Source organism: Ferrimonas sp. SCSIO 43195 (assembly GCF_023716685.1).
GTDB classification, from domain to species: domain Bacteria; phylum Pseudomonadota; class Gammaproteobacteria; order Enterobacterales; family Shewanellaceae; genus Ferrimonas; species Ferrimonas kyonanensis.
This window is the reverse complement of the sequence record NZ_CP072679.1, coordinates 287,152-306,445: the sequence shown is the minus strand read 5'-3', so window position 1 is coordinate 306,445 and position 19,294 is coordinate 287,152. Positions and strand designations below refer to the sequence as shown.

Genomic DNA, 19,294 nt, shown 5'->3' with positions numbered 1-19,294 from the left:
GCGCTTAACTATCTGGGATATCAAAACCCATTGGGTGTTGTATGGTTAAGCCTCACGGGTCATTAGTACAAGTTAGCTCAACGCCTCACAACGCTTACACACCTTGCCTATCAACGTGGTAGTCTTCCACGGCCCTTCAGGGGACTTAAAGTCCCAGTGAGAACTCATCTTGAGGCTCGCTTCCCGCTTAGATGCTTTCAGCGGTTATCGATTCCGAACTTAGCTACCCGGCAATGCCACTGGCGTGACAACCGGAACACCAGAGGTTCGTCCACTCCGGTCCTCTCGTACTAGGAGCAGCTCCTCTCAATTCTCAAACGCCCACGGCAGATAGGGACCGAACTGTCTCACGACGTTCTGAACCCAGCTCGCGTACCACTTTAAATGGCGAACAGCCATACCCTTGGGACCGACTTCAGCCCCAGGATGTGATGAGCCGACATCGAGGTGCCAAACACCGCCGTCGATATGAACTCTTGGGCGGTATCAGCCTGTTATCCCCGGAGTACCTTTTATCCGTTGAGCGATGGCCCTTCCATGCAGAACCACCGGATCACTATGACCTACTTTCGTACCTGCTCGACGTGTCTGTCTCGCAGTTAAGCTGGCTTATGCCATTGCACTAACCGTATGATGTCCGACCATACTTAGCCAACCTTCGTGCTCCTCCGTTACTCTTTGGGAGGAGACCGCCCCAGTCAAACTACCCACCAGGCACTGTCCTCAACCCCGATTCAGGGGCCTAAGTTAGAACATCAACACTACAAGGGTGGTATTTCAAGGTCGGCTCCACCACATCTAGCGACATGGTTTCAAAGCCTCCCACCTATCCTACACATGTAGGGTCAATGTTCAGTGCCAAGCTGTAGTAAAGGTTCACGGGGTCTTTCCGTCTAGCCGCGGGTATACGGCATCTTCACCGCAATTTCAATTTCACTGAGTCTCGGGTGGAGACAGCGTGGCCATCATTACGCCATTCGTGCAGGTCGGAACTTACCCGACAAGGAATTTCGCTACCTTAGGACCGTTATAGTTACGGCCGCCGTTTACCGGGGCTTCGATCAAGAGCTTCTTCCGAAGAATAACCCCATCAATTAACCTTCCGGCACCGGGCAGGCGTCACACCGTATACGTCCTCTTACGAGTTTGCACAGTGCTGTGTTTTTGATAAACAGTTGCAGCCACCTGGTATCTGCGACCGCCAACAGCTTAGGGAGCAAGTCCCATCACCGTCAGCGGCGTACCTTCTCCCGAAGTTACGGTACCATTTTGCCTAGTTCCTTCACCCGAGTTCTCTCAAGCGCCTTGGTATTCTCTACCTGACCACCAGTGTTGGTTTGGGGTACGATTCCTTCTTACCTGAAGCTTAGAAGTTTTTCCTGGAAGCATGGCATCAACCACTTCAGTGCCGTAGCACCTCGTCATCAGCTCTCAGCCTAATGTGTGTCCGGATTTGCCTAAACACACAGCCTACAACCTTAAACGCACATCCGATAGTGCGCTGGCCTAGCCTTCTCCGTCACTCCATCGCAGTAAGAAGAAGTACGGGAATATTAACCCGTTTCCCATCGACTACGCCTTTCGGCCTCGCCTTAGGGGTCGACTCACCCTGCCCCGATTAACGTTGGACAGGAACCCTTGGTCTTCCGGCGAGCGGGTTTTTCACCCGCTTTAACGTTACTCATGTCAGCATTCGCACTTCTGATACGTCCAGCATGCCTCTCGACACACCTTCAACCGCTTACAGAACGCTCCTCTACCATGCACACAAGTGTGCATCCGCAGCTTCGGTGTCTAGTTTAGCCCCGTTACATCTTCCGCGCAGACCGACTCGACCAGTGAGCTATTACGCTTTCTTTAAATGATGGCTGCTTCTAAGCCAACATCCTGGCTGTCTGAGCCTTTCCACATCGTTTCCCACTTAACTAGAACTTTGGGACCTTAGCTGGCGGTCTGGGTTGTTTCCCTCTCCACGACGGACGTTAGCACCCGCCGTGTGTCTCCCGTAATTGCACTCATTGGTATTCGGAGTTTGCAAAGGGTTGGTAAGTCGGGATGACCCCCTAGCCTTAACAGTGCTCTACCCCCAATGGTGAGATACGAGGCGCTACCTAAATAGCTTTCGAGGAGAACCAGCTATCTCCCGGTTTGATTGGCCTTTCACCCCTATCCACAAGTCATCCCCTAATTTTGCAACATTAGTGGGTTCGGTCCTCCAGTTGGTGTTACCCAACCTTCAACCTGCTCATGGATAGATCACCGGGTTTCGGGTCTACACCTTGCAACTCATTCGCCCAGTTAAGACTCGGTTTCCCTACGGCTCCCCTATGCGGTTAACCTCGCTACAAAATGTAAGTCGCTGACCCATTATACAAAAGGTACGCAGTCACCGAACAAGTCGGCTCCCACTGCTTGTACGTACACGGTTTCAGGTTCTATTTCACTCCCCTCACAGGGGTTCTTTTCGCCTTTCCCTCACGGTACTGGTTCACTATCGGTCAGTCAGGAGTATTTAGCCTTGGAGGATGGTCCCCCCATGTTCAGACAAGATATCACGTGTCCCGTCCTACTCGATTTCACGCAAAGTTAGTTTTCGTGTACGGGGCTATCACCCTGTATCGCCGGACTTTCCAGACCGTTCCACTAACACCCTCTACGCTTAAGGGCTAATCCCCGTTCGCTCGCCGCTACTTAGGGAATCTCAATTGATTTCTTTTCCTCAGGGTACTTAGATGTTTCAGTTCCCCTGGTTCGCTCCATACACCTATGTATTCAGTGCACAGTGACCACTTACGTGGCCGGGTTTCCCCATTCGGAAATCGATGACTCAAGTGGCTGTTACTGCCTAATCATCGCTTATCGCAAGTTACTACGTCCTTCATCGCCTCTGACTGCCTAGGCATCCACCGTGTACGCTTAGTCACTTAACCATACAACCCCAATGGGTTTCGCTGGTTCTTTTGCTCTCAGGTGTCGTTGAGTTTTTCGCTCGTGTCGGTCATTAACGGACGTTAACTCCCTCACTCGCTCAAATCTCGCCTAACCTGAAACCAAAATCCCGTCGCGAAACGGTCTTTTCGGGTTTGTATTAATCGATTAAACAACCAATACGTTAATTTATCGCCAGATATTCAAGGCACTTGCAAAAATTGCAAATATCTCGAGAAATTTATCAGCTTGTCCAAATTGTTAAAGAGCAAGTTTTTGCCATAAGCAAAAACGCCAAAATCATCCGTTAGGATGATTTCAGACAATCTGTGTGAACACTCAACGCAAAACCGTATCTGTTTCGTAAGGAGGTGATCCAGCCCCAGGTTCCCCTAGGGCTACCTTGTTACGACTTCACCCCAGTCATGAACCACAAAGTGGTGAGCGTCCTCCGCGAACGGTTAAACTACCCACTTCTTTTGCAGCCCACTCCCATGGTGTGACGGGCGGTGTGTACAAGGCCCGGGAACGTATTCACCGTAGCATTCTGATCTACGATTACTAGCGATTCCGACTTCATGGAGTCGAGTTGCAGACTCCAATCCGGACTACGACCGGCTTTATGGGATTGGCTCACTATCGCTAGCTGGCAACCCTTTGTACCGACCATTGTAGCACGTGTGTAGCCCATCTCGTAAGGGCCATGATGACTTGACGTCGTCCCCACCTTCCTCCGGTTTATCACCGGCAGTCTCCCTAGAGTTCCCACCATTACGTGCTGGCAACTAAGGACAAGGGTTGCGCTCGTTGCGGGACTTAACCCAACATTTCACAACACGAGCTGACGACAGCCATGCAGCACCTGTCTCACGGTTCCCGAAGGCACACTCAGGTCTCCCTAAGCTTCCGTGGATGTCAAGAGATGGTAAGGTTCTTCGCGTTGCATCGAATTAAACCACATGCTCCACCGCTTGTGCGGGCCCCCGTCAATTCATTTGAGTTTTAACCTTGCGGCCGTACTCCCCAGGCGGTCTATTTAATGCGTTAGCTTTGGAACCCACGCCTCAAGGGCACAGACTCCTAATAGACATCGTTTACGGCGTGGACTACCAGGGTATCTAATCCTGTTTGCTCCCCACGCTTTCGCATCTGAGCGTCAGTCTTTGTCCAGGAGGCCGCCTTCGCCACTGGTATTCCTTCAGATCTCTACGCATTTCACCGCTACACCTGAAATTCTACCTCCCTCTACAAGACTCTAGTTGACCAGTTCGAAATGCAGTTCCCAGGTTAAGCCCGGGGCTTTCACATCTCGCTTAATCAACCGCCTGCATGCGCTTTACGCCCAGTAATTCCGATTAACGCTCGCACCCTCCGTATTACCGCGGCTGCTGGCACGGAGTTAGCCGGTGCTTCTTCTGCGAGTAACGTCACAGCTAGCAGGTATTAACTACTAACCTTTCCTCCTCGCTGAAAGTACTTTACAACCCGAAGGCCTTCTTCATACACGCGGCATGGCTGCATCAGGCTTGCGCCCATTGTGCAATATTCCCCACTGCTGCCTCCCGTAGGAGTCTGGACCGTGTCTCAGTTCCAGTGTGGCTGATCATCCTCTCAAACCAGCTAGAGATCGTCGCCTTGGTGAGCCTTTACCCACCAACTAGCTAATCTCACTTAGGCTTATCCAATCGCGAAAGGTGCCGAAGCATCCCCCTCTTTCCCCCGTAGGGCGTATGCGGTATTAGCCATCGTTTCCAATGGTTATCCCCCTCGACTGGGCAAATTCCTAAGCATTACTCACCCGTCCGCCGCTCGACGCCCAACAAATCATCCGAAGAATCTTTGTTGTCGTTTCCGCTCGACTTGCATGTGTTAGGCCTGCCGCCAGCGTTCAATCTGAGCCATGATCAAACTCTTCAATTAAAAAGTTTTTTGAAGTCCGAAAACTTCGACTCAATGAATTACTGAATTAACTTGTTATAGTCACTCAGTGCAACATTGATATATGAGATATCAATCCTGCGCGAGTGCCCACACAGATTGTCTGACTAATTGTTAAAGAACGTTGCTTGCTAGCTCGTTGGAGTAGCGAAGCGAGGTGCGTATCTTACGCTTTCCTCTGTCGCCGTCAAGCACAATTTCAAATTTAATTTGAAGCCGCTGCTGTTCGACTTAACTTGATGTTTTAAGCCTTTCAGCTCAATGTCTCAAGTGGAGCGTCATTTTAATCATTTAACTTGGCGAGTCAAGGACTTTTTTACCGAGTTATCTGAGTGGCTGACGCCCTGTTGACCAGTAGTGTTTCACTCGAAAGTGTTTGCCCCGTCAACGAGGAGCGCATTATAGGGATCGTAATTTCTAAGGCAACCCCTAAAACGATCAAAAGTGATCGACCGGGCACTAAATAGACAAAAGCCCCCTTGCGGGAGCTTTTCTATCACCAAACGGCCCATTATTGCGGCAGGTACTTCTCTACCAATGCCTGAACCTTGGGGTTATCCCAATCGACAAAGCTGCGGACGAAGGCCACCAGCTCACCCTTCTCATTCAGAATAAAGGTCGCCGGAACCAGATCCGTCGGTAGCACCCGTCCCACTTCATTGGTGGTGTCGTACAAGGTCGAAAACGATGCCAACCCCAAATCCGCTAAGAACGGTGGCACAACCTCAGGGTCCTGATCGATGGCCACCGGCAGCACCACGGCGTCATGCTGCTCCAACTGGGTGCGGAATCGAGCCAATGAAGGCAACTCCCGAACACAAGGGGGGCACCAGGTCGCCCATAGGTTCAAGACCACCAGTTTGCCTTTGTACTGCGCCAGATCCACTGCCTCACCTTTAGCATCGGTGATGGTGAAGGCCTCCAACTGCTGAGGAAAGGTCAGCTCCACAAAACGCTGCAGCGCAGGATCGTCGCCGGCTTTATTCATCCCCGGAAACGCAAAGACGCTGCTCGAAAGCAGCGTCAGCGCCAGAATCATCATTCTGATCATCGATTAGTCCCGGTTCTCTTTCAGCATCTGAGCCAGGCGTTGCCGTTCGGCTTCGCTGATCGCTGCCGGCGCTTTCTTATTGCGCTGACGCTGACCACGAATGAAGAACAAACCAATCCCAATTCCGAATACCGCAAAGGCCACCGGCCCCAACCACAGCACCAGCGTACGGCTGTCAAAGGCCGGACGATAGCGAACAAAGTCACCGTAGCGATCGGTCATGAACTTGACGATCTCGTCGTCACTCTTGCCTTCGTCAACCATGGCATAGACCTGCAGTCGCAGATCCCGGGCCACCGGCGAGTTGGAGTCAATCAAATTCTGGTTCTGACACTGCGGACACCGCAGTTCGTTCGCCAGTTGAATGCCCCGCTCTTTGTTCGAGTCGTTTTTAAACTCGTAAGTATCGATGGGGGTGGCGTGAGCCAGGCCGGCAAACAGCGCCAGGCAGGCAAAGGTCGACAGAACTTTCATCAACGCTCTCATTACGCACCTCCCTTGGCGGCTTGCGCCTCTTTACGCAACTCAGAGATCAGCGGCATAAAGGTCTCTGCCCAGTTCTGAGGTCCCAGCACTCCGGCAAAGCGATAACGAATCACACCCTTGGCATCGACCACAAAGGTCTCCGGAGCACCGTAGACACCCAGGTCCAGACCCAGACGTCCATCAGGATCGTACAGGTTCTTAGTATAGGGGTCGCCGCTCTTAGCCAGGTAGCGCAGCGCCAGGCCGCGCTCATCCCGGTAGTTGATGCCATAAATTGGCACCGTACCAGATTGATTCAGACGGTTCAGGAACGGGTGCTCGTACTTACAAGACGGACACCAGGTCGCCCAGACGTTCAGCAGGTAGACCTCGCCATTGAGGTCGGTGTTGCTGATAGTCAGTTCGGCGTCTTCAAGTGATTCCAGCGTGAACGCCGGCACTGGCTTGCCTTCCAGTGCCGAGTCCAGCTCTTTGGGGTTGAGGAACAACCCCTTATACAAGAACACTGCCATGCCGATAAAAATCAGCAGAGGTAAAAACAGTAATACGCGTTTCATTGTTCACATCTACCTTAGGCTGTCGCGACCTGAGCATCCTTAACAGGAGCAGATTTACGGCTTCGGGCGCGCTTATCGGTCGCGGCCAGCGTGCCACCAATCATCATCAGCACGCCACCGATCCAGATCCAGCGAACGAACGGCTTGTAGTTCAGTCGAACCGCGTAGTCGGTCGCGTCCAGAGGATCGCCCATGGTCACGTACAGATCCCGGAAGAAGCCCCAGTCGATGCCCGCCTCAGTCATGTCCATGGTACGAACATTGTACTTACGACGATCAGGGTACAGGGTGGTTACCGGTTCACCGTCTTTGGTCACAACAATGCGAGCCTGTTCGGCGGTGTAGTTAGGACCTTGTACCATACGAGTGTCTTTGTAGGCAAAGGTGTAGCCCGCCAGCTCGTGAGTCCGGCCTGGGCCCATGCGTACGGATTTCTCTTCGGCGTAGTGAGAAACCATCGCCGCACCAACAATGGCCATGGCGATGCCCATGTGCGCCACCTGCATACCCCAGTAGCTGCGGGTAAAGCGCTTGGTGGTGAAGCTGCCGTCGTTCTCTTTCGACTTACGGTACACGTCAATCAGCAGAGTCAGAGTGATCCACAGTGCGGTGGCCACGCCAGCGCTGACCCACAGGTTCATCTCGCCCTTAACGATGAAGGGCGTCGCCAGACCGACCACCAAAGCGATCGCTCCGGGCACCAGCAACTGACGCATCTCGCTGTCTTTGGCTTTCTTCCAGCGAATCGACGGACCGATGCCCATCAGCACGAACAGCGTCAACACAATGGGGTTGAACACGGTGTTGAAGTACGGAGGACCTACGGAGATCTTACCCAGACCCAGGGCGTCACCCAGCAACGGGTACAGGGTACCCAGCAACACCGAACCGGTGGCAACCACCAACAGAATGTTGCACCCCAGCATCATGGTTTCTTTGGAGAACAGTTCGAATTTGGCCGGGCTGGCAAATTGAGTCGCCCGCACCGCAAACAGCGTCAGCGAACCACCGACCGCCAATCCCAACAGCCCCAGAATCGCCATGCCCCGGGTAGGGTCAGCCGCGAACGAGTGCACCGACGTCAGTACCCCGGAACGCACCAGGAAGGTACCCAGCAGACTCAGAGAGAAGGTAAAGATGGCCAGCAAGATGGTCCAGTTACGGAAGGTGCCCCGTTTCTCGGTCACGATCAGCGAGTGCACCAGAGCGGTACCCACCAACCAAGGCATAAACGATGCGTTCTCTACCGGATCCCAGAACCACCAGCCACCCCAGCCGAGTTCGTAGTACGCCCACCAGGAACCCAGAGCGATACCACCGGTCAGGAATACCCACGCTGCCAGCGTCCAGGGGCGGGACCAGCGAGCCCAGGCCGAATCCAGACGGCCGCTCATCAATGCCGCAATGGCGAATGCAAAGGCCACAGAGAAACCCACATAGCCGAGATACAGCATCGGCGGGTGGAAGATCAGGCCCACGTCCTGCAGCATCGGGTTCAGGTCCCGGCCTTCGGCAGGCACATTCGGCAGGAAGCGTTCAAACGGGCTGGAGGTCAGCAGCATGAACAGACAGAAGCCTACAGTGATCATCCCCATCACCGCCAGAACACGGGCGGTAAAGGCATCGTCCAGGTTACGGCTGAACAACGCAACCGCCGCTCCCCATACGGACATGGAGAACACCCAGAACAACAGGGAGCCCTCGTGACCACCCCAGATGGCAGCGATCTTAAACGCCGTCGGCAGGTGGCTGTTGGAGTTGTGAGCCACATAGGCGACCGAGAAATCATCGGTGACGAATGCGTATCCAAGGCACACGACGGAGAGTGCCATAAACACAAACATACCGTAGGCCAAGGGGCGACTGTAACTCACCAGGAAGGCATCTCGCCTTGCCACCCCGATTAGGGGGACGATCGACATCAGTGCCGCGAAGGCCATGCCGATGATGAGTGCGTAATGTCCAAGTTCCGGAAACATGAAGTACCTCTGCGAGGGAATTAATCCGTTTATCGGCCGAGAGCCGGACTGGGCTCCCTACCGAATAATGCTCATTGACGCCATTTTAGGCAGAGTTGCGCTGCTTGTCTGCCTTTAATCACGCTTAAAACGATATAGCTCACACCCATGCCTTTCCAGCATGCCCTGACGGTGCTCCACCCTTTGATACGCAAAGCTTACAAAAAGTTTCTTAACATTTTGTATTAGATTCGGATAATGTGACAACCACCGCAAATGCGATTGCTTAGGGCACGACCGGATCGGCTTCACTAGCCAATGAACGTCGTTGTCGTATAATCCTTCTGCAAATTTTTCAAGTTGGTGTGACGCGCCCCTGACTGCGAAACACTCCACTTTTAAGCAAATCACAGACTACAGAAGCAGCTATGACGACTTTTTGGATCGGTATCGCGGGCCTTACCGCATTGGCTTTACTGTTGGTTTGGTTGCCCTTTTTCAGAAGCAAGGCAAAAGGGGCCCAACAAACAGAGTTACGCAAGCAAACCAACGTAAAACTGTTCAACGAGCGCATCGCCGAGTTTGAAGTGGAGATGCAAGAGGGTCGCCTGACCCAGCAAGAGTTCGATGTATTGAAGCAGGAGCAGGAATTGAACCTGCTGCAGGACGTCAACGACAGCAACGACTCCGACATCGTCAACGATCGACGCGGACCACTGTGGCCAATCATTTTGAGCGTTGCCGTGGTGACCATCTCCGGGTACACCTACCTGGACCTGGGTCGTTTCGACGAGTGGCAGAATGCCCGTCCAGAAGCGGAAGCACAGGCCAACCCTCACCAGGGCATGACCCCGGAGCAGATGCAACAGATGCGCATCTCCCAGTTGGAAGGCACCGTCATGAACGAGCCTAACAACAGCCAGGCTTGGTTCTCTCTGGGGCACGCCTACATCTCAGGCAGCCAGTATGAGAAAGCGATCGCCGCTTTCGATACCACCATCGACCTGGTGGGCGAGCACGCCGAACTGCTGGGACCTAAGGCCACCGCCATGTACTACCTGGCCGGTGAAAAGATGACTCCGGAGATCGACGCCATCATCAAGAAGGCACTGGAAAGCGACTTTAAAGATCCATCAACCCGCCTGCTGCTGGGAATGGATGCCTTCTTCAGCGCCAACTACGAAGACGCCATCCGCCACTGGGAAATTCTGTTGACCAGCCCTCGGGATGACTTTGACCGTCAGGCGATTCAAGGCGCCATCATGCAGGCTAAGAGCTTCCTGGGCACCGACAGCGTCGACAACCCAGAATTGAATCAAGACGTCGAAGCCCGCGCCAACAGCGTACGCGTGTCCATCAGCGTCTCCGATGAGATGCTGGCCAAAGCCGACGCCAATGCCAACGTGCTGGTGATGGCCCGTCCGCTCAATGGTGGCATGATGCCTGTGGCCATTAAGCGCCTGAAAGTCTCTGACCTGCCGACTCTGGTGGTGCTGCGCGACAGCGACGCCATGACCCCGGAGATGGTCCTGAGCGGCCAGGAACAGGTGGCCATCGAAGTGGTGATCAATCACGACAGCAACCCTGCCCCCACCCCTGGGGATCTGCTGGGCAAGCACGACGCGGTCAAACTGGGCAGCGAAGTTCAAGTGGTTATCGACACCCTGGTGCAGTAACCCACGACCCTAGCCACAAAAAAGACCCGCATCGTGCGGGTCTTTTTTTGGGCTGAATTCGAACCAGAAAACACAAAGGCCCGCACGATGCGGGCCTTTTGAAATCATTGCAGTCTGTTCAGACTTACTTCTTGGCTGCCATAAATTCGATGGCTGCCTTGTAGTCATCGTCATTACAGTCCATGCACATGCCACCAGGAGGCATGGCGTTCAGACCAGTCTTGACGCTCTGAACCAGAGTATCCATGCCCTTAGCCATACGAGGCTCCCAGGCAGCTGCGTCGTTCAACTTCGGTGCACCAGCGATGCCCATGGCGTGGCAGGTCTGACAAGCTTTGTTGTAGACCGCTTCACCCTCTTGGGCCATAACGTTGGTCGCAGAAGCCAGCATAGCTACTGCAGCAAAAGCGATAATCTTTTTCATGCTACGTTCCAAATTGTTGACATTATTATGCGCCTCGGTGAAGCATTCTCACCGGCAAGCTCGACATTAAAATACCACAGACATCACGGTCGTTCATCTTTTTTTGACACAAATCACCATTTGCGGCATCGAGATGCAACTTATCTGTCGGCACCGGAGTCATAATAGCTAATCTTTTGTTAAATAAAACGAAATACGTTAAGTTCAGGCACCATAGTGGCGGCTGTGATCCAGCTCCCCCTAGCAAGTGTCGAGAATGCGAGCAAGCCCCAAGTAACACGGTCGGGTTATGATAGAATCGGCTTCATCTAATACAGGTGTGAACAGTAAAAGAATGCAGGAAAGCGATCGACTACTCAGTGCCAACGAGCTCACGTGCATCCGCGAGGAGCGCATCCTGTTCGATGGCCTCAGCTTTGCCGTCCATGGGGGCGACATCATCCAAATCGAGGGCCCCAACGGCGCCGGCAAAACCAGCTTGCTGCGCATTCTGGCTGGCCTGTCACGCCCGTACGCCGGCGACGTTCACTACCGAGGCAATCCCACCACCGAGGTTCGTGATGACTTTCACGCCGACCTTCTGTATCTGGGGCACCTGCCCGGTGTAAAAAGCGAACTGACGGCGGAAGAAAATCTGGCATTCAATCTAAACATTGCCGGATATAATGACGTCGATATTCGCGCCACTCTGGCGAAAGTGAACCTGACCGGATTCGAGGAACACCCCGCCGGGCACCTGTCCGCCGGTCAGCATCGGCGCATTGCCCTGGCCCGCCTGTGGCACAGCGAGGCCAAAATCTGGATTTTGGATGAACCGCTGACCGCCATCGATAAAAAGGGCGTTGCCGAACTGGAGCAGTTGATGCTGGATCACGCCAATCGTGGCGGCTGCGTTATTTTGACCACTCACCAGGATCTGCAACTGGTGGGGGCGGACCGCCTTAAGAAGCTCCGCCTGGAATATCAATTCGATTAGGGATCCCAACATGAGCAGAGATGTAAGCTACAGCCGGGCCTTCAATACGGTCCTGAAACGGGATCTCCAGGTGGCCTTTCGCCACCGGAACGATATCTTTAATCCGCTGATGTTCTTTTTTATCGTCGTCAGCTTGTTTCCCCTGGGCATCGGCCCGGAACCTCAGGTTCTGGCCCGCATCGCACCGGGCATCATCTGGGTGGCAGCCCTGCTGTCGGCCATGCTGTCACTGGAGCGGCTGTTTAAGACCGACTTTGCCGACGGCTCACTGGAACAGATGATGATGAGCCCGCAGCCATTATCACTGATGGTGCTGGCCAAGGTACTGGCACACTGGATCGTCACCGGCGTTCCACTGATCATTGCCTCGCCCCTGCTGGCCACCCTGCTCTATCTGGATGGCAACAGCTACGGTGCCTTGATGGCCACTTTAGCTTTGGGCACACCGGTTCTAAGCTTACTGGGTGCCATTGGTGCAGCACTGACCGTCGGGCTGCGCAAAGGAGGGGTACTGATCAGTCTGCTGATTCTGCCGCTCTATATTCCGATTTTGATTTTTGCCACCAGCGCCATCGACGCTGCCGGCATGAACCTGCCCTTCACCGGCCACCTGTCGATTCTGGCAGCGATGTTGGTAGGCGCATTAGTCCTGGCTCCGGTTGCAATTGGAGCGTCATTGAGAGTGAGTACAAACTGATATGTGGAAATGGCTTCACCCCTACGCCAACCCAGAAAAGGCATACCAGCTTGCTGGTAAGATGCTGCCTTGGTTTGCCATCCTGGCTATTCTGTTAATCGCCACCGGCACCGTACTGGGTTTAGGCTTTGCTCCCGTGGATTACCAACAAGGTAACTCCTACCGCATCATCTTTATCCATGTGCCCGCCGCGTCCATGTCCATGTCCGCGTATTTCGCCATGGCCATTGCCGCCTTCATTGGCCTCGTCTGGCAAGTCAAGTTAGCCGACATCGCCGCAGCGGCCATCGCCCCCATCGGCGCCGCCGTCACCGTCGTCGCCCTGTTTACCGGTGCCACCTGGGGCAAGCCCATGTGGGGCACTTGGTGGGTATGGGACGCGCGACTGACTTCGGAACTGGTGCTGCTGTTCCTGTATCTGGGTGTCATCGCCCTGTATGCCTCGTTTGAAGACAAGGTGCTGGCCGCCAAGGCTTCGGGCATCCTGGCCATCGTCGGCTCCATCAACCTGCCGATCATCAAGTACTCCGTAGAGTGGTGGAACACCCTGCATCAACCGAACGCCATCACCGTCGGCAAGAGCAACGCCATGCCCCCGGAGATGTTGCTGCCACTGTTGCTGAATATCTTTGGCTTTGCCATGATGATTGGTGCCCTGACCATCTTGAGGTTCCGAGCCGAAGTGCTGGCCCGAAATGCCATGCGCCCTTGGGTGCGTGACATTGTTGCTGCTGAGGAGAAACGATAAATGAACTTGAACTTCCAATTTAGCAGCCTGTCTGAGTTTCTGAGCATGGGCGATTATGCCTTCTACGTGTGGCTGGCCTACGGGGTATCATTTGCTGTTTACGGCATTCTGGTGGTAAGTTGCCTGTCCCAGCGCAAGCGCGTCATTAAACAGATCAGTCAGAAGCAGGCTCGAGAAGCCCGCCTGAAACAACACAGGAGCAAAGCTGCATGAACCCACGCCGTAAAAAACGCCTGGTCTTCGCCTCGGCCTTAATCGGTGGGGTGGCGGCCATCGCCTCACTGCTGCTGTATGCACTCAACAGCAACTTGGATCTGTTCTACACCGCCACCGAGATCCATATGGGCAAAGAAGGCACCGGTATCAAACCTGAGATCGGTCAGCGCCTGCGAATCGGTGGCATGGTGGTTCCAGGTTCCGTAAAGCGCGACCCGGACAGCCTCAAGGTCGAATTCCAGGTCGCCGACACCGGACCGGCCGTGACCATTCGCTACGACGGCATGCTGCCTGACCTGTTCCGTGAAGGACAAGGCATTGTCGCTCAGGGTCCGATGACCGAATTCGCCGTGATTGACGCCACCGAAGTACTGGCTAAGCACGACGAAAACTACATGCCGCCGGAAGTGGCCGAGGCCATGGGCAAAAAGCATGAAAAGATGGATTACGACACTCAGGCACCCAGTGCCAGTTACTAGCAGCTAATCCAGTTTAAGAGCCGGTCATGGACCGGCTTTTTTATTGTCTTTTTTCAGCCACTGAGCCAGCTCCATCGGCAACGGAAACACGATGGTGCTGGAGCGATCGCCGGCGATCTCGGTCAGGGTCTGCAGGTAACGTAATTGCAATGCCCCCGACTCGCTGGCCAGCACCGCTGCTGCCTCGGCCAACTTGGTGGACGCCTCTTGCTCACCGGTGGCATGAATCACCTTGGCCCGGCGTACCCGCTCCGCCTCGGCCTGACGGGCAATCGCCCTCACCATGCTTTCATCCAGATCCACGTGCTTAATCTCGACATTACTGACCTTGATGCCCCAGACGTCGGTCTGCTTATCAAGAATCTTCTGAATGTCCACATTGAGCACATCCCGTTGCGACAACATCTCGTCCAACTCGTGCTGCCCCAGCACCGACCGCAACGTCGTCTGTGACAACTGACTGGTGGCCTCATGGTAATCCTCCACCTGGTTGATCGCTTTCTCAGGATCCACCACTCGAAAATACACCACCGCGTTCACCCGCACCGATACGTTATCGCGGGAAATCACATCCTGAGTCGGCACATCCATCACCAGCGTCCGAAGATCGACCCGCACCATCTGCTGCACGATCGGGACCACCACGATCAACCCCGGCCCCTTAACCTTATAGAACCGCCCCAGCAGAAAAATGACGCCGCGCTGATACTCACGCAGAATCCGAAAGGTGCTGATCAGCAACCCCAGCACCAGCAGGGTCACGGTTATGCCAAAGTAGGCACCAAAGCTCTCAGCAATCATCGTCCGTCTCCTCAGGATGCAACACCAGTGTCAGACCATCGATGGCCTCGACTCGCGCCCACTGCCCCTCAGACAGCGGTTGGTTGGCTCGGGCGTACCACACCTCACCATTGAGCTCCACCACGCCACTGTCCAGGTAACGGGCATCGATCAACACTCGGCGGGCGATCAGGGTATCGATGCCGGTCACGGTCGCCACCGACCGACTGGCCAATGCCATCTTGACCACCACCGCAGTAAATAGCGCCGAGACCACCGCCAACGCACTGATAAGCGGCAGAGCCAATTGAAATTCCGGCACATCGGTGTCCATCAGCAACACCGCACCGGCCACAAAGGCCGCCACCCCGCCAATGCCAAACAGGCCGAAACTCGGGGCGAAGGCTTCGGCCACCATCAGCGCAATCCCCAGCACCATCAAGGCGGCACCGGCCAGGTTCACCGGCAACAAGTTCAGGGCATACAGACCGAGCAACAGGCACACGCTGCCCACCACCGACGGCAAGCCAACACCCGGGCTGTAAAACTCCAGCACCAGTCCATAGAAGCCCAACATCATCAGTAACAACGCCACATTCGGATTGGTCAATGTCGCCAGCAGTCGATAGCGCCAACCGGGGTCCTTATGCACCACCGACGCCTGAGCGGTGGTGAGCGTTCGCTCACCGGATGCCAGCGTCACCACCCGCCCGTCGAGTTGAACCAGCAGATCCGCCACGTTGGCCGCCATCAGATCAATCACCCCGGCTTCCAGGGCGTCGGTGGCCGACAGGCTGGCGCCTTGACGCACCGCAGCTTCGCCCCAGTCGGCGTTGCGCCCCCTGAGCTCAGCCAGACTTCGAATGTAAGCCACCGCGTCATTAACCGCTTTGTTGCGCAGACTCTGGGCGTTATCCGGCGCCTGCTCCTTCGCTTGCTCGGGCTTACTGTCGGACGGGGAAGAGGGGGTCAACGCCACCGGCGTCGCCGCCCCCAGATTAGTGGCAGGCGCCATGGCCGCCACATGGCTGGCGTACATTAAAAAGGTGCCGGCGCTGGCTGCCCTGGCTCCCTGAGGGCTGACGTAGCCCACCACGGCCACCGGACTGGCCAGGATGCTTTGAATCATCTCCCGCATTGAGGTATCCAGTCCTCCGGGAGTGTCCATGGCCACGATCAGCAGCTGGATCTCGGCCTCACGGGCCTGTTCCAGGGTTCTCAACAGCAGTTGTGATGAGGCCGGGGAGATCACCCCTTTGATGGGCACCACCCACACCTCATTGGCCGGCACAGACCCGGACTCGACACCGTCACTCGCCCATAAAGGCGCAACGCACAGCAGCAGGCTTAAGCAAAACAACAGGGAGACTCGCATAGGCACCTCAGCTGGAGGCCTAGTACAAGTTTAGTAAAGGACGGAGTTTGGGGAATAAAACAGGGAAAAGAAAAAGGCCGGTCAGAGACCGGCCTTTTTATTACTCTTCAGAAGCGGCTGCTTCTTCGGTAGCGTCCGCCTGTGGGCGGTCTACCAGCTCGATGTACGCCATAGGGGCGTTATCACCGGCACGGAATCCACACTTGAGAATGCGGGTGTAACCACCTGCACGCTCTTGGTAGCGTGGACCCAGCTCATTGAATAGCTTGCTTACTACATCGTTGTCACGAGTACGTGCAAACGCCAGGCGACGATTGGCAACGCTGTCAGTTTTAGCAAGTGTAATCAGGGGCTCAACTACGCGACGCAGTTCTTTCGCCTTAGGCACGGTAGTCTTGATGATCTCATGACGTACCAGTGAGCTTGCCATGTTACGGAACATAGCTTGGCGATGGCTGCTGTTGCGGTTCAGTTGACGACCACTCTTACGATGGCGCATGACCTTATCCTTTTAACCTAAATCTTTACCAGACCTGGTTACATGTTGTCGGCGAGTGAGGCTGGCGGCCAGTTTTCCAACCGCATACCAAGGGACAGACCACGAGAGGCCAGTACATCCTTGATTTCAGTGAGAGACTTCTTACCCAAGTTAGGGGTCTTCAGCAACTCAACCTCAGTGCGCTGAACCAGATCACCGATATAATGAATGGCTTCTGCTTTCAGGCAGTTCGCCGAACGAACAGTCAGTTCCAGATCATCGACAGGACGCAGCAGAATTGGATCGAATTCTGGCTTCTCTTCTTTCTCTTCTGGCTCGCTCACGTCACGCAGCTCAACGAACGCATCCAGTTGCTCAGCCAAAATAGTGGCTGAACGGCGGATCGCTTCTTCAGGATCCAGGGTGCCGTTGGTGTGCATGTCGATAATCAGCTTGTCCAAGTCAGTCCGTTGTTCAACACGAGCTGCTTCTACATTGTAGGCAATTCGTACAACAGGACTGAAGGACGCATCAACCAGAAGACGACCGATAGGACGCTCGTCTTCATCGGATTGAGCGCGGGCAGACGCGGGTACATAACCACGGCCCAGCTCAACCTTGATGCGCATGCTGATTTCAGCGTCATCGCCAGTCAGAGTACAGATGAGGTGATCAGGATTCATGATCTCGACATCACCGCTGTGGGTAATGTCACCTGCAGTAACAGGGCCTGAACCAGACTTGCTCAGTGTCAGTGTCACTTCGTCCTTGCCCTCGATTTTTACTGCCAAACCCTTCAGGTTCAACAGAATCTCAAGCACGTCTTCCTGCACGCCTTCTTTGCTGCTGTACTCATGTAACACGCCGTCAATTTCAACTTCGGTTACAGCACAGCCAGGCATTGAAGAGAGCAAGATGCGACGAAGCGCATTACCTAAAGTGTGACCGAAGCCACGCTCAAGCGGCTCCAGAGTCACTTTAGCCCGAGTTGGGTTGACTTGCACGACATCGACAAGACGTGGCTTAAGAAAATCGGTAACGGAACCCTGCATTGTGTCCTCTCTTAACGGTTAAGCCTTACTTAGAGTAAAGCTCGACGATCAGCTGTTCATTGATGTCGGCAGACAGATCGCTACGCTCTGGCAGGCGCTTGAAAGTGCCTTCCAGCTTAGCGCTGTCTACTTCAACCCAAGTCGGCTTCTCACGTTGTTCTGAAATCTCAAGAGCGCCCTTAATACGAGCTTGCTTTTGAGCCTTCTCACGGATGCTTACCACATCGTCAGCGGCAACAACGAAAGATGGAATGTTAACAACACGGCCATTAACCATGATTGCTTTGTGGCTTACCAGCTGACGTGCTTCAGCGCGAGTAGCACCGAAACCCATGCGGTAAACAACGTTATCCAAACGACTTTCTAGCAGCTGCAACAGGTTTTCACCAGTATTGCCTTTCTTGCTAGCAGCAGTTTTGTAGTAGTTGCGGAATTGCTTTTCCAGAATGCCGTAGATACGACGAACTTTTTGCTTTTCACGCAGCTGCAGACCGTAGTCAGACAGACGGGCCTTACGAGCACCGTGCTGACCAGGAGCATTATCGATCTTACATTTAGAATCGATTGCTCGTACGCCGCTTTTCAGGAACAGGTCTGTTCCTTCACGACGGCTTAGTTTGAGCTTAGGACCCAAATATCTTGCCATGTTCTTTCTCCAACTATCCTGAAACGGGCGTTATACGCGACGTTTCTTAGGCGGACGACAACCGTTGTGCGGAATTGGAGTCACATCGGTGATGTTGGTGATGCGGAAACCCGCAGCATTCAACGCACGAATAGAGGACTCACGACCCGGACCCGGACCCTTAACTTCAACTTCCAGGTTCTTCAAACCGTACTCTTTGGCCATTTCGGCACAACGCTCGGCAGCTACCTGAGCAGCGAACGGAGTAGATTTACGAGAACCACGGAAACCGGAGCCGCCTGCGGTGGCCCATGCAAGAGCGTTACCTTGGCGATCGGTGATGGTCACGATTGTGTTGTTGAAAGATGCGTGCACGTGGGCCACACCGTCTGCAACCTGCTTACGTACCTTTTTACGGGTACGAGAAGGAGTTTTAGCCATTGCTTAGTTCCCCTTACTTCTTGATCGGCTTACGCGGACCCTTACGGGTACGAGCGTTAGTCTTAGTACGTTGACCACGAAGTGGCAGGCTACGACGATGACGCAGGCCGCGGTAGCAACCCAGGTCCATCAGACGCTTGATGTTCATAGAGATCTCACGACGCAGATCACCTTCAACGGTGAATTGACCTACAACGTCACGAACCTTATCAATGGTAGATTCGTCCAGATCTTTAATCTTCACATCTTCAGCAATACCGGCCTCGACACAGATTTGCTGTGCGCGAGTACGGCCAATGCCGAAAATGGCGGTCAGAGCAACAACCGCATGTTTATGCTCAGGAATGTTAATGCCAGCGATACGGGCCACTATAGCACTCCTCAATTCCAAGGATCGATTGTGAAAAGC

The 19,294-nt window shown here is 54.3% G+C and carries 18 protein-coding genes and 2 rRNA genes; 6 read left to right on the top strand and 14 right to left on the bottom strand.

What is annotated here, in order from left to right; all coding sequences use genetic code 11:
- Nucleotides 1–41 precede the first annotated feature (41 nt).
- From J8Z22_RS01495 to J8Z22_RS01470, 6 genes are all read right to left on the bottom strand, one after another.
- Nucleotides 42–2,930 (bottom strand): 23S ribosomal RNA (locus J8Z22_RS01495).
- 362 nt (nt 2,931–3,292) lie between these two features.
- A 16S ribosomal RNA gene (locus J8Z22_RS01490) occupies nt 3,293–4,848 on the bottom strand.
- The 16S and 23S rRNA genes sit together here, the layout of an rRNA operon.
- Nucleotides 4,849–5,377: 529 nt before the next feature.
- Nucleotides 5,378–5,917, bottom strand: coding sequence for a TlpA disulfide reductase family protein (locus J8Z22_RS01485; RefSeq protein WP_035416484.1), 540 nt, complete (start codon nt 5,915–5,917; stop codon nt 5,378–5,380).
- 3 nt (nt 5,918–5,920) lie between these two features.
- Nucleotides 5,921–6,403 carry a heme lyase NrfEFG subunit NrfF gene (gene nrfF / locus J8Z22_RS01480; protein ID WP_028115058.1) on the bottom strand — a complete coding sequence of 161 codons (483 nt, stop codon included), beginning with the start codon at nt 6,401–6,403 and terminating at the stop codon, nt 5,921–5,923.
- Nucleotides 6,403–6,960 (bottom strand): DsbE family thiol:disulfide interchange protein, encoded by a 558-nt coding sequence (locus tag J8Z22_RS01475; protein ID WP_028115057.1) that lies wholly within the window; start codon nt 6,958–6,960, stop codon nt 6,403–6,405. Before J8Z22_RS01475 ends, nrfF begins: the two co-directional genes overlap by 1 nt.
- A gap of 14 nt (nt 6,961–6,974) precedes the next feature.
- Nucleotides 6,975–8,939, bottom strand: coding sequence for a heme lyase CcmF/NrfE family subunit (locus J8Z22_RS01470; RefSeq protein WP_028115056.1), 1,965 nt, complete (start codon nt 8,937–8,939; stop codon nt 6,975–6,977).
- 407 nt (nt 8,940–9,346) lie between these two features.
- On the opposite strand from J8Z22_RS01470, the gene ccmI reads away from it, so the two are divergent.
- Nucleotides 9,347–10,594, top strand: a complete 1,248-nt coding sequence (gene ccmI, locus J8Z22_RS01465) for a c-type cytochrome biogenesis protein CcmI (RefSeq protein ID WP_028115055.1) — start codon at nt 9,347–9,349, stop codon at nt 10,592–10,594.
- A gap of 124 nt (nt 10,595–10,718) precedes the next feature.
- On the opposite strand, the gene J8Z22_RS01460 is transcribed toward ccmI, so the two are convergent.
- Nucleotides 10,719–11,018 carry a cytochrome c5 family protein gene (locus tag J8Z22_RS01460; RefSeq protein ID WP_028115054.1) on the bottom strand — a complete coding sequence of 100 codons (300 nt, stop codon included), beginning with the start codon at nt 11,016–11,018 and terminating at the stop codon, nt 10,719–10,721.
- Between the two features lie 334 nt (nt 11,019–11,352).
- Here J8Z22_RS01460 and ccmA point away from each other — a divergent pair, with 334 nt between their 5' ends.
- Genes ccmA through ccmE form a run of 5 tightly spaced genes read left to right on the top strand, consistent with a single transcriptional unit; the run spans nt 11,353 to nt 14,134 of the window.
- Nucleotides 11,353–11,994 (top strand): cytochrome c biogenesis heme-transporting ATPase CcmA, encoded by a 642-nt coding sequence (gene ccmA, locus J8Z22_RS01455; protein WP_028115053.1) that lies wholly within the window; start codon nt 11,353–11,355, stop codon nt 11,992–11,994.
- A gap of 10 nt (nt 11,995–12,004) precedes the next feature.
- Complete coding sequence (gene ccmB / locus J8Z22_RS01450) at nt 12,005–12,691, top strand: heme exporter protein CcmB (protein WP_028115052.1); 687 nt, start codon at nt 12,005–12,007, stop codon at nt 12,689–12,691.
- Nucleotide 12,692: 1 nt separating this feature from the next.
- Entirely contained in the window at nt 12,693–13,439 is a 747-nt protein-coding gene (gene ccmC, locus J8Z22_RS01445; protein ID WP_028115051.1) for a heme ABC transporter permease CcmC, read from the top strand.
- On the top strand, nt 13,440–13,652 hold the full coding sequence (ccmD, locus tag J8Z22_RS01440; RefSeq protein ID WP_028115050.1) for a heme exporter protein CcmD: 213 nt from the start codon (nt 13,440–13,442) through the stop codon (nt 13,650–13,652).
- Complete coding sequence (gene ccmE / locus J8Z22_RS01435) at nt 13,649–14,134, top strand: cytochrome c maturation protein CcmE (RefSeq protein ID WP_028115049.1); 486 nt, start codon at nt 13,649–13,651, stop codon at nt 14,132–14,134. The genes ccmD and ccmE overlap by 4 nt, the downstream gene beginning before the upstream one ends.
- 24 nt (nt 14,135–14,158) lie before the next feature.
- On the opposite strand, the gene J8Z22_RS01430 is transcribed toward ccmE, so the two are convergent.
- From J8Z22_RS01430 to rpsM, 7 genes are all read right to left on the bottom strand, one after another.
- Nucleotides 14,159–14,935 (bottom strand): slipin family protein, encoded by a 777-nt coding sequence (locus tag J8Z22_RS01430; protein WP_252008437.1) that lies wholly within the window; start codon nt 14,933–14,935, stop codon nt 14,159–14,161.
- Nucleotides 14,925–16,289: a nodulation protein NfeD gene (locus J8Z22_RS01425; RefSeq protein WP_252008435.1), complete on the bottom strand. Its 1,365-nt coding sequence runs from the start codon at nt 16,287–16,289 to the stop codon at nt 14,925–14,927. Before J8Z22_RS01425 ends, J8Z22_RS01430 begins: the two co-directional genes overlap by 11 nt.
- Nucleotides 16,290–16,389: 100 nt before the next feature.
- Nucleotides 16,390–16,788: a 50S ribosomal protein L17 gene (gene rplQ, locus J8Z22_RS01420; protein WP_028115046.1), complete on the bottom strand. Its 399-nt coding sequence runs from the start codon at nt 16,786–16,788 to the stop codon at nt 16,390–16,392.
- A gap of 38 nt (nt 16,789–16,826) precedes the next feature.
- Nucleotides 16,827–17,819 (bottom strand): DNA-directed RNA polymerase subunit alpha, encoded by a 993-nt coding sequence (gene rpoA, locus J8Z22_RS01415; protein ID WP_028115045.1) that lies wholly within the window; start codon nt 17,817–17,819, stop codon nt 16,827–16,829.
- A 25-nt stretch (nt 17,820–17,844) separates the two neighbouring features.
- A complete protein-coding gene (gene rpsD, locus J8Z22_RS01410) occupies nt 17,845–18,465 on the bottom strand; it encodes a 30S ribosomal protein S4 (protein ID WP_028115044.1) in 621 nt (206 codons plus the stop codon).
- Nucleotides 18,466–18,495: 30 nt separating this feature from the next.
- Nucleotides 18,496–18,885, bottom strand: a complete 390-nt coding sequence (gene rpsK, locus J8Z22_RS01405) for a 30S ribosomal protein S11 (protein ID WP_028110678.1) — start codon at nt 18,883–18,885, stop codon at nt 18,496–18,498.
- 13 nt (nt 18,886–18,898) lie between these two features.
- Nucleotides 18,899–19,255 carry a 30S ribosomal protein S13 gene (gene rpsM / locus J8Z22_RS01400; protein WP_028115043.1) on the bottom strand — a complete coding sequence of 119 codons (357 nt, stop codon included), beginning with the start codon at nt 19,253–19,255 and terminating at the stop codon, nt 18,899–18,901.
- Nucleotides 19,256–19,294: the final 39 nt, after the last annotated feature.